Annotated in this window: 13 protein-coding genes and 3 pseudogenes; 4 read left to right on the forward strand and 12 right to left on the reverse strand. The window is 63.8% G+C overall.

Going from position 1 to position 12,264, the window contains the following annotated elements; all coding sequences use genetic code 11:
- Nucleotides 1–53 precede the first annotated feature (53 nt).
- Nucleotides 54–323 carry a hypothetical protein gene (locus CUR85_RS16280; protein ID WP_067268237.1) on the reverse strand — a complete coding sequence of 90 codons (270 nt, stop codon included), beginning with the start codon at nucleotides 321–323 and terminating at the stop codon, nucleotides 54–56.
- Between the two features lie 286 nt (nucleotides 324–609).
- On the opposite strand from CUR85_RS16280, the gene infC reads away from it, so the two are divergent.
- Nucleotides 610–1,071 (forward strand): translation initiation factor IF-3, encoded by a 462-nt coding sequence (gene infC / locus CUR85_RS16285; RefSeq protein ID WP_231886449.1) that lies wholly within the window; start codon nucleotides 610–612, stop codon nucleotides 1,069–1,071.
- Nucleotides 1,072–1,286: 215 nt separating this feature from the next.
- Here the strand turns inward: infC and CUR85_RS16290 are convergent, their stop codons facing one another.
- The 7 genes and pseudogenes from CUR85_RS16290 to CUR85_RS20595 form a co-directional block, all read right to left on the reverse strand.
- Nucleotides 1,287–3,113, reverse strand: coding sequence for an OmpA family protein (locus tag CUR85_RS16290; protein WP_280322829.1), 1,827 nt, complete (start codon nucleotides 3,111–3,113; stop codon nucleotides 1,287–1,289).
- 162 nt (nucleotides 3,114–3,275) lie between these two features.
- Nucleotides 3,276–4,063 (reverse strand): annotated as a pseudogene (locus CUR85_RS16295) (FAD binding domain-containing protein).
- A 65-nt stretch (nucleotides 4,064–4,128) separates the two neighbouring features.
- Nucleotides 4,129–6,504 (reverse strand): xanthine dehydrogenase family protein molybdopterin-binding subunit, encoded by a 2,376-nt coding sequence (locus tag CUR85_RS16300; protein WP_067268230.1) that lies wholly within the window; start codon nucleotides 6,502–6,504, stop codon nucleotides 4,129–4,131.
- Nucleotides 6,505–6,619: 115 nt separating this feature from the next.
- Nucleotides 6,620–7,105: a (2Fe-2S)-binding protein gene (locus CUR85_RS16305; RefSeq protein WP_067268228.1), complete on the reverse strand. Its 486-nt coding sequence runs from the start codon at nucleotides 7,103–7,105 to the stop codon at nucleotides 6,620–6,622.
- An 86-nt stretch (nucleotides 7,106–7,191) separates the two neighbouring features.
- Nucleotides 7,192–8,191 (reverse strand): annotated as a pseudogene (locus tag CUR85_RS16310) (molybdopterin-binding protein).
- Nucleotides 8,188–8,817 (reverse strand): XdhC family protein, encoded by a 630-nt coding sequence (locus CUR85_RS20590; protein WP_425520161.1) that lies wholly within the window; start codon nucleotides 8,815–8,817, stop codon nucleotides 8,188–8,190. Before CUR85_RS20590 ends, CUR85_RS16310 begins: the two are co-directional and overlap by 4 nt.
- A gap of 156 nt (nucleotides 8,818–8,973) precedes the next feature.
- Nucleotides 8,974–9,095, reverse strand: a pseudogene (locus CUR85_RS20595) (XdhC family protein); the annotation flags it as partial.
- A 195-nt stretch (nucleotides 9,096–9,290) separates the two neighbouring features.
- Here CUR85_RS20595 and CUR85_RS16320 point away from each other — a divergent pair.
- From CUR85_RS16320 to grxD, 3 genes are read left to right on the forward strand one after another with little or no spacing between them, the layout of a single operon-like run.
- Nucleotides 9,291–9,527, forward strand: a complete 237-nt coding sequence (locus CUR85_RS16320) for a BolA family protein (protein WP_067268222.1) — start codon at nucleotides 9,291–9,293, stop codon at nucleotides 9,525–9,527.
- 2 nt (nucleotides 9,528–9,529) lie between these two features.
- On the forward strand, nucleotides 9,530–9,874 hold the full coding sequence (locus CUR85_RS16325) for a hypothetical protein (protein ID WP_082852170.1): 345 nt from the start codon (nucleotides 9,530–9,532) through the stop codon (nucleotides 9,872–9,874).
- A 1-nt stretch (nucleotide 9,875) separates the two neighbouring features.
- Nucleotides 9,876–10,238 (forward strand): Grx4 family monothiol glutaredoxin, encoded by a 363-nt coding sequence (gene grxD, locus CUR85_RS16330; RefSeq protein WP_067268220.1) that lies wholly within the window; start codon nucleotides 9,876–9,878, stop codon nucleotides 10,236–10,238.
- 94 nt (nucleotides 10,239–10,332) lie between these two features.
- Here the strand turns inward: grxD and rpiB are convergent, their stop codons facing one another.
- The 4 genes from rpiB to CUR85_RS16350 all read right to left on the reverse strand — a co-directional run bounded on the left by rpiB (nucleotide 10,333) and on the right by CUR85_RS16350 (nucleotide 12,185).
- Entirely contained in the window at nucleotides 10,333–10,782 is a 450-nt protein-coding gene (gene rpiB / locus CUR85_RS16335) for a ribose 5-phosphate isomerase B (protein ID WP_067268219.1), read from the reverse strand.
- A 97-nt stretch (nucleotides 10,783–10,879) separates the two neighbouring features.
- Nucleotides 10,880–11,215, reverse strand: a complete 336-nt coding sequence (locus CUR85_RS16340; RefSeq protein WP_082852169.1) for an MliC family protein — start codon at nucleotides 11,213–11,215, stop codon at nucleotides 10,880–10,882.
- Nucleotides 11,212–11,604 carry a cell division protein ZapA gene (locus CUR85_RS16345; protein ID WP_067268217.1) on the reverse strand — a complete coding sequence of 131 codons (393 nt, stop codon included), beginning with the start codon at nucleotides 11,602–11,604 and terminating at the stop codon, nucleotides 11,212–11,214. The genes CUR85_RS16340 and CUR85_RS16345 overlap by 4 nt, the downstream gene beginning before the upstream one ends.
- Nucleotides 11,604–12,185 (reverse strand): hypothetical protein, encoded by a 582-nt coding sequence (locus tag CUR85_RS16350; protein ID WP_156505810.1) that lies wholly within the window; start codon nucleotides 12,183–12,185, stop codon nucleotides 11,604–11,606. Before CUR85_RS16350 ends, CUR85_RS16345 begins: the two co-directional genes overlap by 1 nt.
- Nucleotides 12,186–12,264 lie beyond the last annotated feature (79 nt).

The following is a 12,264-nucleotide window of genomic DNA, read 5'->3' on the forward strand; positions in this document are numbered from 1 at the left end:
CGCGCCCGGTTCCCCGGACGCGGCCTTTGCTTTTCCGCGTTGCGCGGAGCCGCTTAATTCTGCGCCGCAGGCTCCGCCGCGTCATTGGCGCTCTCGGTCGCGTCATCCACCGCATCGCTGATCGCCTCCCCGGCGGCATCCACGCTGCCTGCGATTGCATCGGCGGCGTCTTCGGCGGCATTGGTCATATCTTCGGCCACTTCGGGCGCATTGATCGCCTCGGAAGCGTCGATGGCCACTTCCTGCGGCCCCTTGCCGGTGAAAAGCATATAGCCCGCCAGCGCAATCAGCGCCGCCACGACCAACCAGACCAGATTCTTCATTCCATTCCCCTTAATCTACGCCCCGCGAGGTTAAAGATTTCCCCCGGGGCCGCATAGCCGTGAATTGCGCCACAATCGCCCTAGATCAAGGGGAAATCGCCCCAAACCCCACGCATAGCGTGATTTTGCGACTTGAAGATGGCCCCACGCGGGTTTACCTTGCATTCTCGAATTAGGTAACAATCAAAGGACCATCACCATCGCTCGCAGACCTCATAACGCGCCGCCCCAACGTGACACCGGCCCGCGCGTCAACGACAAGATCCGTGCCCCCGAAATCCGCCTGATCGGTGCCGATGGCGAAAACGTCGGCGTTGTCACGCCGCAGCGTGCCATGGAAATGGCCGATGACGCCGGCCTCGACCTTGTTGAAATTTCGCCCAATGCCAAGCCGCCCGTGTGTAAGATCATGGATTTCGGCAAGTTCAAATATGAACAGCAAAAGCGCGAGAGCGAAGCCCGCAAGAAACAGAAGATCATCGAGATCAAAGAGGTCAAGTTCCGTCCCAACACGGACAAGAACGACTACGATGTGAAGATGCGCAATGTCTTCAAGTTTCTTGAAGGTGGCGACAAGGTGAAGGTTACCCTCCGGTTCCGTGGCCGTGAGATGGCGCACCAGAACCTCGGTCGTGAGCTTTTGGAACGCGTCGCTGCCGACACCAAAGAGATCGGCCGGGTGGAGAACTTCCCCAAGATGGAAGGCCGCCAGATGGTCATGGTGATCGGGCCGCTGCCCAACAAGTGATCAGCTCAATCGGGTCCGCATGACGGGCCCGACTGCCACATTCACCATCCAATAACGCAAAACGCCCCCGGATCGCTCCGGGGGCGTTTTCTGTTTGGGGGCTTGGTCTGCTTAGCGCAGCAGACCTGTAATGTTGCGCACCACGGCGCGCCGGTTCGCGGGTTCCGCCGATGTGGTCGGCACGCGCAGCTGGCTCTCGCCATAGCCCTGCGTGATCAGGTTGGCGGGGGCACGTCAAAGTACTCGGTCAGTGCCAGGGCCACGGTCTCGGCACGGCGGTCCGACAGGGCGAGGTTATAGCTCGCATCGCCCACCGCATCCGTGTGACCTTCGACGAGGATCACGGTGCGCGGGTCCTTCTGGATCAGGTCACGCAGTGTGGTGCCGATATTGGCAAGCGCGCGGGCCTGTTCTGGCTGGATCGCGGCGGAGCCGGTGGGGAAGCGCACGGCATCTAGTTCGAGTTCCGGCGCGAGGGAGCGTACCTCACGGATTTCGCGCACCTGACGCAGGGAGAATGTCCGCCCCTGATCGTTGCGCATCTCAGCTTGCAGAGCCTGACGGAGCGCGGCTTCGTCTTGGGTGCTGGCGCGCTGTGCTTGCTGGGTCTGCTGAACCTGCGGCAGATCGTTCACGACGACTTCGCGCTCTTCCACGAGGTCATCGACCAGCACATATTCACGGCCCTGCGCATCGAAGTTCGTCCGGCGCAGCACGGTGCCATCGCGCGAGCGGATGGTCTCGACCCGGCTTCCGTCGCTTTTGGTCACGATGGTCCGGGTGGAGCCGTCGTCGAAGGTCTGGGTCTGCACTTCGTCACCGGGGCGGCGAAGCAGTGCGTTATCGTCCTTCAGCACGCGCAACTCGCCCGCGTCGTCCTGCACGACCACACGATCACCGGAGCGGCTGACGATTTTCTCACCGTTGTTCAGAACCGAGCCGACAGCGACGGCCCCAAGGCCGAGCAGCAGCGCTTTTTCGAAGTCCGACATCCCGCTGTCGTCGTCATCAGCGGCGGCGGCATTGGCGTCACCTGCGGCAGTCACTTCGGTTTCGAAGTCCTCGTCCGAGCTGCGCACGTCTTCTTCGGTCACTTCCTCGGTCACGACTTCGGCGTCCGCATCGCTTTCGGCGGCAGCGGCGGCGGCGGCGGCAGCTTCACGCTCGGCGCGGCGTTGCTCACGGCGCTCTTCGCGGCGTTCGGCACGGCGGGCTTCGCGGCGCTCTTCACGGGCTTGGATCTGCTCTTCGGTCAGACCGGCGTTGTCTTCCTCGCCGACCGCTTCGCCGCTGGTTTCCGCTTCCATTTCGGCCTCGGCTTCTTCCGAGGTCTCGACGGCAGTCTCATTGGTTTCCGCGTCAGCCGCGGCTTCGGCGTTTTCGTCGGTTTCTTCGCTTTCGGTCGCCTCAGCATCAACTTCAGCGGTCGCTTCGGCTTCAGCTTCCACGTCCAGTGCGGTCTCGGCCTCGGCGTCTTCTTCAATCTCGGCCTCTTCCTCAACCTCGGCTTCGCTTTCCTCCTCAGCTTCCACTTCGGCCTCGGTCTCAACCTCTTCCTCGACTTCGACCTCGCTCTCAGCCTCGGCGGTCATTTCGGCTTCGGCCTCCGCTTCCGCTTCGCTTGCGGTTTCCTCTGCCGCCTCGGCTGCGGCTTCAGCCTGCGCCTCTGCTGCATCAGCGGCCTCTTCGGCCTGTTCGGTCACGTCATTCACAGCAGCCGCGGCCGCGTCACCCGTCGCTTCAACCGCGCCGGTCGCCTGATCCAGCAGCGAACCCGCCTCGGCTTCGGTTTCCGCCTCGGCCTCGACCTCTGCTTCACCTTCGGCTTCGACTTCCGCCTCGGCCTCACCGCTTAGCCCGGCCATAACACGAAGCTCTTCGGCGCTCTCTACCGTCTGATCGTCGAATGCGCAGGGGAATTCGGTCGCTTCGCCCACGGGGCCGCATTCATTCAGATTCTGCTCCTGCGCAAAGGCGCCATGGGGGAAAGCCAAGGCAAGGCTCAGACCCAGCGAAGTCGTAGATCTCAGTAGGTTTTTCATGTTCACGTCCTCATCATTACGGGAACGCCGTTCGGGCAGCGCTTGTCACCCAACGCATGATGGGGGCACTGGTTCCGCTATCCAATATCAAGAGCTTACCCCATGAAAATACCGCGCCCCCTATGGGGACGCGGCAAGAGTTTACGCTGCTGTTATCGGCTATCAGGCGATGGCGGCCACGGCGCGGCGGGTCATCACGCCGCACAGATGGGCGCGGTAGGCGCCGCTGCCGTGCAGATCGCTGATCATGTCACCCGCGTCGAGTGTCAGCCCTCCAAGGCTTCCGGCGCGAACCGTTCCGTCAGGGCAGCTTCGGCTTCGGTCCAACGGAAGACACCGTCGTTCGACGCGCCCGTGATCGCCACGCGCACCCCATCGCCGAGGCGCGCGACATAGGCTGCGACCAGCGGGAAGCGCGAGGCGGGCTGGATGAATTTCTCGTAATGCGCGGCCTTAGGAATGGGGAAACGGACGCCGGTGACGATCTCCCCTTCCTCCAACGCGGTGGTGAACATGCCTTGAAAATAGTCATCCGCGGCAATCTCGCGGCGGTCGGTCTCGATCGTCGCACCGCTGGCCAGAGCGCCCGCCGGGTAGCAGGCAGAGGGGTCGTTATTGGCGAGCGATCCGCCGATGGTGCCCCGGTTGCGCACCGCCGGGTCGCCGATCCGTGCGGCGAGGCTGGCGAGCGCCGGGTAGCTTTCCGCCGCCTCGCGCATGACCGTGGCGTGGGTCGTGCCGCCACCGATCCACAGCGCGCCATCGCGCATCTCAACCCCTTTGAGCGCATCAATCCCCGCCAGCGACACCAGAACCGAGGGCATCGCCAGCCGCGCCTTCAGTGTGGGGATCAACGTTTGCCCGCCGCTGAGCGGTTGCGCATCCTCCTGCCCCAAGACCTTGACCGCATCCGCCACGCTGCCGGGGCGCTCTACTTCGAAATCATACATCTTTCATCCTTCCCAGAGGCCGCCCGAGCGTTGCCTCTCTTCTCAAACCAATCGTCAGCAGACGCCTAGCCATTCATCGCCTCCCAGACCCGCGCGGGGCTGACCGGCATGTCGATATGGCCGATGTCCTTCCCGCCCGAGCGCATGGCATCGAGCACTGCGTTGACCACCGCAGGCGGCGAGCCGATGGCCCCCGCCTCCCCGCAGCCTTTCACGCCCAAGGGGTTGTGGGTGCAGGGCGTCTGGCAGGAGTGATCCACGTCATAAAACGGCAAATCGCTGGCGCGCGGCATGGCGTAATCCATGTAGGACGCGCTGAGGAGTTGGCCGTCTTCATCGTAAGCGCAGTTCTCCAAAAGCGCCTGACCGATGCCTTGGGCCAAACCGCCGTGGACTTGGCCGGTCACGATCATCGGGTTCACCACATTGCCGAAATCATCGGCAGCAGTGAAACGTTCGACGGTGACATGGCCGGTTTCGGGGTCCAACTCGACCTCGCAGGCATAGGCCCCCGCCGGATAGGTGAAGTTCGACGGGTCGTAAAAGGCGGTTTCCTCAAGCCCCGGTTCGATCTCTTCCAACGGGTAGTTATGCGGCACATAGGCGGCAAGCGTCACATCGCCCCAAGCCACGGATTTATCCGTGCCCGCAACACTAAAGGCCCCATCCTTCAACTCGATATCCCCTTCCGAGGCTTCGAGCAGGTGACTTGCGATCTTCTTGGCCTTGGCGATGATCTTTTCGGTCGCCCGCACCATGGCGCTGCCGCCCACCGCGAGCGAGCGCGAGCCATAGGTGCCCATGCCCATCGGCACCTTAGAGGTGTCGCCATGGACAATCTCGACCATATTCTCGTCGATGCCGATCATATCGGCCACCACCTGCGCGAATGAGGTCTCATGCCCCTGCCCGTGGCTGTGGCTGCCGGTCATCACGACCAGCCCGCCGGTGGCGTTGACCCGCACCGTCGCGCTTTCATAAAGCCCCGCCCGCGCGCCGAGTTGGCCGACAAGGTTCGACGGCGCAATGCCGCAGGCCTCGATATAGCAGTTCACGCCAAAGCCGCGCAGCTTGCCCTTCGCTTCACTCTCGCGGCGCCGCGCCGCAAAGCCTGCGTGGTCGGCGATCTCTTCCAGCTTGTCCATCGTGGCGTGGTAGTCGCCCGTGTCATATTCCACCGCCACCGGGGTGGCATAGGGAAACTCCGTCACGAAGTTTTGGCGGCGCAGTTTGATCGGGTTGACCTGCAACTCATGCGCGGCCTTGTCGATCAAACGCTCCAACTGATAGGTCGCTTCGGGCCGACCGGCCCCGCGATAGGCATCTACTGGCACGGTGTTGGTAAAGACCGCCTTAACGTTCACGTAGATTAGCGGCGTTTTGTAGTTCCCCGCCATCAACGTGCCGTGCAGCCAGGTCGGCACCGAGGGCGCGAAGGTCGAAAGATAGGCCCCCATATTGGCATAGGTATCGGTGCGCAGGGCGGTGAAGTTATTGTCGGCATCCAGCGCCAGTTCGATCTTGGTCACATGGTCGCGGCCATGGGCGTCGGACATGAAGGATTCCGAGCGGCTCGAGGTCCATTTCACCGGACGCCCCACCGCCTTGGCCGCGAAGGTGCAAAAGGCCTCTTCCTGATAGTGGAAGATCTTGGTGCCAAAGCCACCGCCGACATCGGGAGCCACCACGCGCAGCTTGTGCTCGGGAATGCCCAGCACGAAGGCGCCCATCAGCAGGCGGATCACATGCGGGTTCTGGCTGGTGGTATAGAGCGTGTGTTCCCCGTCCGACCGGTTGTAGTCGCCGATGGCCACGCGGGGCTCCATCGGGTTGGCGACGAGGCGGTTGTTCACTAGTTCCAACGTGGTGACATGGGCGGCCTCGTCAAAGGCTTTGTTCACCGCCTCCTTGTTCTCTTCCACGAAACCCCAGTCGTAGCAGAGGTTGCTGGTCAGGTCGTCATGCACCTTGGGCGCATCCTCTTTCACCGCGTCTTTCATGTTCACCACGGCGGGCAACGCGTCAATATCGACGACAATCGCCTCGGCAGCGTCCCGGGCCTGCGCCAAAGTCTCGGCCACTACGGCGGCGATAGGCTCGCCCACATGGCGGACCTTTTCATGGGCCAGCACGGGGTGTTTCGGCTCTTGCATCGGTTGGCCGTGTTTGTCGGTCACCTGCCAGCCGCAGGGCATCCCGCCCACTTCGGCGAAATCCGCGCCGGTGAAAATCTTTAGCACGCCGGGCATGCCTTCGGCGGCAGAGGTATCGACCCCGGTCAGCCGCCCATGCGCCACATCCGAGCGCAGGAAAAACACATGGGTCTGGCGGCGCAGGTTGATGTCATCGGTATAGCGCCCCGACCCGGTGAGAAAGCGAATATCCTCCCGCCGTTTGCTGCTGGCCCCAATTCCGCTGCTCGGTTCAAAATCCTTTGGCATAATATCCTCCCGTTTGGTGGCGGTGCGGATGCACCTGATCCGTCACGCGGCGCCCGGCTCTGGCGGTCCTCCCTCCGCCATCACCGGCCTGCCCGGCGCGACACTGCTTCCAACGTTACTCTGCCGCCAGCGCGCTGACCTCTTGGCCGCTGGCCGCCATGATCGCTTTGACGATATTGTGGTAGCCGGTGCAGCGGCAGATGTTGCCGTCAAGGTAATGGCGCACCTCGGCCTCCGAAGGTTTCGGGTTTTCCTTGAGCAGCGCCGCCGCCGACATCACCATGCCCGGTGTGCAAAAGCCGCATTGCAACCCGTGGTGATCCTGAAACGCCTGTTGGATGGTGCTGAGCGTACCATCGGGCGCCGCCTGCCCTTCTATGGTCTCGACCTCGGCGCCATCGGCCTCGACCGCGAACATGGTGCAGGCTTTGACCGCATTGCCGTTCACATGGACCACGCAGGCGCCGCATTGGCTGGTGTCGCAGCCCACATGGGTGCCCGTCAATTCCAGATCATCGCGCAGGAAATGCACCAGCAGCGTGCGGCCTTCGACCTCTCCCGACGCGGGTTTGCCGTTCACGGTCATCTTGACCTGTGTCATGTTCTTCCTCCCAGTCTGACGCTTGTTGCGATCAGTTAAGCACGACAAGCCCTAGTTGAGAACATATATTTTCCTAAGGTTTTGCCTCAGCCGTTGCCCGCGCTTTTGCCGGGGTTGCGCGGCTGCGGGCGCGTGGGGATCTCTTTCAGCAAGCCGCCCACCCCATCGCCGCGATATCCGCGCTGGTGACGGGAATGCCGCAGACCAGCCGCGACAGCACCCAATCGGCTCCGTTGAGCGCGGGCGAACGGGCACAGCCCGGCAGGCCGATCACGGCGCGGGTGCCAAGTTGGCCGAGAAAAAGCAGATTGCCCGGATCGACCGGCATGCCAAAGCGCGTCACCTCGCCCCCGCCGCGCGCAGGGCGGAGGGGGCCACGTCATTGATGTCCGACGTGGCGGAGGCGGTGAGGATCAGGACCAGATCGGTCTCTGCCGCGGCAATCGCCTCGGCCAGCGGGGCGCTGCGATGGGGAACGGTTACAACATCGCAAAGGGTCACATTAAGCGCCGTCAGCCGCCCCTCCACCGCGGCGCGGCCCTTGTCACCGGCGCCGCCGGGCACATCAGTAATGATCAGCGTGGCATCGCGCAGCACAGGCGGCGCGAGGCGCAAGGCGCCCTCTCCCGCCGCCGCGCAGGCGGCCTCGACTGTGCTTTCAGCCAGGGCGTAGGAGATGATCTTGATCGTCGCCACCATGCCGCTCTCGCCCATCTGCTGATAGGGTGGCACGGTGGCCAGCGTGATCATCGGGTCCACCGCATTGACCGCCTCAAGCGCCGCGCGGTCCATCACCACCACCCCCGGCCCATCGGCCAGCAGGTTCACCCGCCCGGTGAAGGGTTTTGACATCCGCAGCCCTGCACCGCAGAGGCTTTCGGCCAATCGCGCGGCGCCTGCGTTCTCGTCAATATCACCGGGGTCGAGCCGGGCGACGATCACCTCTTCGATGCCTGCGCCTTTCAGTGCTGCGATATCCTCTTGGGTCAGCACGCGGCCCTTGCGCAGCCGCCCCTGCTCAACGGCGACGGAATGGGCCAGCGTCGCGCCCAAAGCCGCGCTTAGAGGAACCGGGCCAAACCTCATGGGCGGCGCAGGCTTTGGATCATCTGGGCAAGAATCGACACGGCGATCTCAGCCGGGCTGGCCGCGCCGATATCGAGGCCGACCGGCCCGTGGATACGCGCCGCTTGCTCTGCCGCCATACCTGCTTCCGCCAGCCGGTCAAGCCTGCTGGCCTGCGTCCGGGTCGAGCCGAGCGCGCCGATATAGAAAGCCTCGGACCCGAGCGCCACATGCAGCGCCGGATCGTCGAGTTTCGGGTCATGGGTCAGCAAAACCACGGCGGTACGCGCATCAACCCCGATCTCGCGCAGGGCGGCGTCGGGCCAATCGTTCACCACTTGGCAATCGGGGAAACGGGCGGGTGAGCCGAAAGCCTCCCGCGGGTCGACGACGATCGGATCGAACCCCGTCTCTGTCGCCATGCGCACCAGATGCTGCGCGATATGCACGGCACCCACGATCACCAGCCGCAGCGGCGGATTGTGGATGGCAATGAACCGCCCCGTGTCATCCTCGACGCCTGAGCGGTCGCGGCGAAAGCGGTCCTCATGCCCCGCCCCTGTCAGCCGACGGTCGCTGCCGTCCAACGCCACCTCATAGGCCACCGGCTTACGGGCCGCGCGCCTTGCCACCAGTTCCCGCAGCATCTCAAGGCTGAGCGCCTCCGGCCCCACCGGCTCTACCAGCACCTTGATCGTGCCGCCGCAGGCCAGCCCTACGGCAAAGGCATCACCATCGCTGACGCCATATTCCAACAGCCGCGTGCGGCCATCCTCCAACGCCTCCAAAGCCTCAACCACCACCGCCCCTTCGACGCAACCGCCCGAGACGGACCCCATCATCGTCCCATCCCCCGCCACGACCAGCTGCGCGCCAGCGCGCCGGGGGCGGAGCCCCATGTTTCCACCACCGTGGCAAGGGCCACAGGCTCTCCGGCTTCGGCCCAGTCGAGCGCTTGTTCGGGATCCGGTCCATCGGTTGTCCTTTCAACGTGAGGGCGCAAAGTGTGTCGCAATAGGGGCAAAGGTCAATGGCCGATCCGGCCTTCGGCTTCGCCTTGCACGCCGTGGCCTGCGGCACTACATCTAGCCCAAGCACTCACAACAGCCGGAGCCACCCCATGCCCATGCAAGCCAGCGAAATCGAAGACCTGATCCGCGCGTCCTTTCCGGATGCCAAGATCACCGTCGAAGGCAATGATGGCGTGCATATGGCGGCCATGGTCGTGGACGAAAGCTTTCGCGGCATGAACCGGGTCCAACAGCAGCGCGCCGTCTATGCGGCCCTCAAGGGCAAGATGGACGGGTCAAACGGCGAATTGCACGCGCTGGCGCTGACCACCCGGACCCCGGACTAACCATGTGGGGCTGGGTCGCTGTGGCTCTCGTGGGCGGGATCGCCGCCACCGCCTATGCCCAGCACCGCGCCCGGCGCGGGCAGCATGTGCCGCTGTCGCAGCGCCAGCCGCCCCGGCCTGAGACCGGCAAGGTGCCGCTGGGGATGGAGGCGCTGGATTTGGATGCCGTGGCCCGCACCGCACGGCGCAACGAAAGCCTAGAGCGCGGGCATACGAATTGGACCAAGAAACGGGGCGGCTTTTTCCTCGGCGGGGCCGAGGTCGAGGTCAAACCCTGGGCCGACAACGAAACCTATGCGCGGCGCTATCACGCTGCGTTCAAAAAACCAGATACGAAGGACGAATGACATGAGCGATGCCGCAAGCCAGATCAAGGAACAGATCACCGAGAATGACGTGGTTCTGTTTATGAAGGGCACCAAGGAAATGCCGCAGTGCGGCTTCTCCAGCCGCGTGGCCGGGGTGCTGAACTACATGGGCGTGAACTACAGCGACGTGAACGTGCTGGCGGATGAGAACCTGCGTCAGGGGATCAAGGATTTCTCCGACTGGCCGACCATCCCGCAGCTCTACGTCAAAGGCGAATTCGTCGGCGGCTGCGACATCATCACCGAGATGACGCTGTCGGGCGAATTGGACACACTGTTCGACGAGAACGGCGTCGCCTTCGACAAGGACGCCGCCGACAAGATCCGCGAAGCCAACGGCTGAAGCGGTGACAGTTTAAACGAAAACACCCCGGAGCGGCTTGGCCCTCCGGGGTGTTTTTTGTGCGCTACGCGCAAGCTGCGCTTCCGGCGGTGCCTCAGTCTTCGATGGCCGAGATCATATCGACACGGCGGCCATGCCGCCCGCCTTCGAATTCGGTATCGAGAAAGGCATCCACGATCTCAAGCGCGAGACCGCCGCCGATCACCCGCGCGCCCATCGACAGCATATTCGCGTCATTATGTGCCCGGATCATCTTGGCCGAAAAGGTATCGCTGCACACGCCGCAGCGGATGCCCTTGACTTTGTTGGCGGCCATCATGATGCCCTGCCCCGTGCCGCAAATCAGAATGCCCAGATCGAACTCCCCCACCGCGATGCGCCGTGCGGCGGCCTCACCATGTTTGGGGTAATCGGTGCTTTCCGCCGTCGCGGGACCGATGTCTTCGACAGTGAACCCGCGTTCGGCCACATGGCGCGCGATGTCTTGGCGCAGGGCGATGTCGGCGTGGTCACTTGAGATGATGATGCGGGGTTTGGTGGTCATCTGAGGGCGTCCTGATTTTGCGTCATGGAGGGTCGCGCCGTAGGGCGCGTTTCGCGCCCCCAGAGCATATTGCAGCCCGCGCCGCAATCCCGCCCCTTCAATCTTGCGGCAAACAGTCAGTGTAGATCGGGGTCACTTCGCCATCGGTCGTTGCTCGCCAAGCCAGCGAAGCACGGCCCTGATGCTCCCACCACTCATAGCCCGCGCCGTCCGAGGGCCAGCCATAGCGCGTGCCCGAGGCGGACGGCAGGCGGCGCAACTGGATCAACCGCCCCTCGACATAGAGCACTGCCACGCCCGGATCGGCATCGGGCACATAGACCACCGGCACCGAAACGCCGCGCTCACAAATGTAAGTAACGGCGGAGGTTTCGGCGCCCGCAGGCGCGGCCCAGAGCAGCGCGCAAAGGGCTGCCCTGAGGACCCGGCTCATTTGCCCGCCTTCTCCTCGATCTCGGCGGCCAGCGCCTCGGCCCGGGCGGCGATTTCGGCAAGGGTGTCTTTCACCCCCTGCGGCACCACCGGCACTTCGATCCGCTCAGGCTCGACCTTGACGTTGCGCAGGCTGGTGAGTTCGGCCTCACGTTCGGCCAGTTCCGCGCGCAGCTCTGCGATGCGATCTTCAACGCTGGCAGTCTTGTCGGCCAAAAGCAGGCCCGCCATCAACAGCATCCGCGCCTCGGGCATGCGGCCCACTTGATCGCTCAGCACGCGGGCTTCGTCGTCCAGCATCTTCGCGGCGGCTTGCAGATAGCTTTCTTCACCTTCCTGACAGGCGACTTCGAAATGGCGGCCGCCAATGGTGATCCGTACCTCGGGCATCAGTCGGCCCCTCCTGACTTGGGTTCTTCTTCGGCGCTGTCGTCTTGCGCAGCGCTTTCGGGCGCGGGCGCTTCGGCTTTGGCCTCTGCCCCCGTTTCATCCGCAGCTTCAACTTCCAGCTCGCCCTCTTCGACCAAGGGGGCCAGCGCGGTCAATACCGCGTCGATCTCGGCCATCTCGATCGCGCGGGTGGCGCGCAGGCTCTCCAACTCTGCAATCACGGCGGTGTCGATCAGCTTGGGATCGGCCAGCCCCTCGGCATTGGCCAGCCGCAATTGCTCACAGGCCGCCGACAGCTGCTCATTCGCCTGACGCAGACGCTGCACGTCCATATCAAGCTGGGTCACCCGGTCGTTGTTGAAGTCCATCTGCGCGCGCAGGTCGTCCAACTCGCCCTGATGGCTTTCCTTCAGCGTCTTGACCCGGTCGGTTAGCTGAGCGTTGGCTTGCCGCTCCTCTTCCAAGGCCTGCACGATATCCTCATCCGGCTCTGCGGGCGCGGCGCTCAGCCGGTCCACCCCCTTGGCCATCTGGTCCATCGCGGCCGTGATGCGGCGCTGATAGTCTTCAAGTTCACTCATCCGCATGAATTCTCCTCACTCGTCCTGCTCTCTCGGCGGCGTTTTCGCCTGCCGTGCCCCGGGCTGCGCCCTGTTACGG

The organism is Sulfitobacter faviae (genome assembly GCF_029870955.1).
GTDB classification, from domain to species: Bacteria; Pseudomonadota; Alphaproteobacteria; order Rhodobacterales; family Rhodobacteraceae; genus Sulfitobacter; species Sulfitobacter faviae.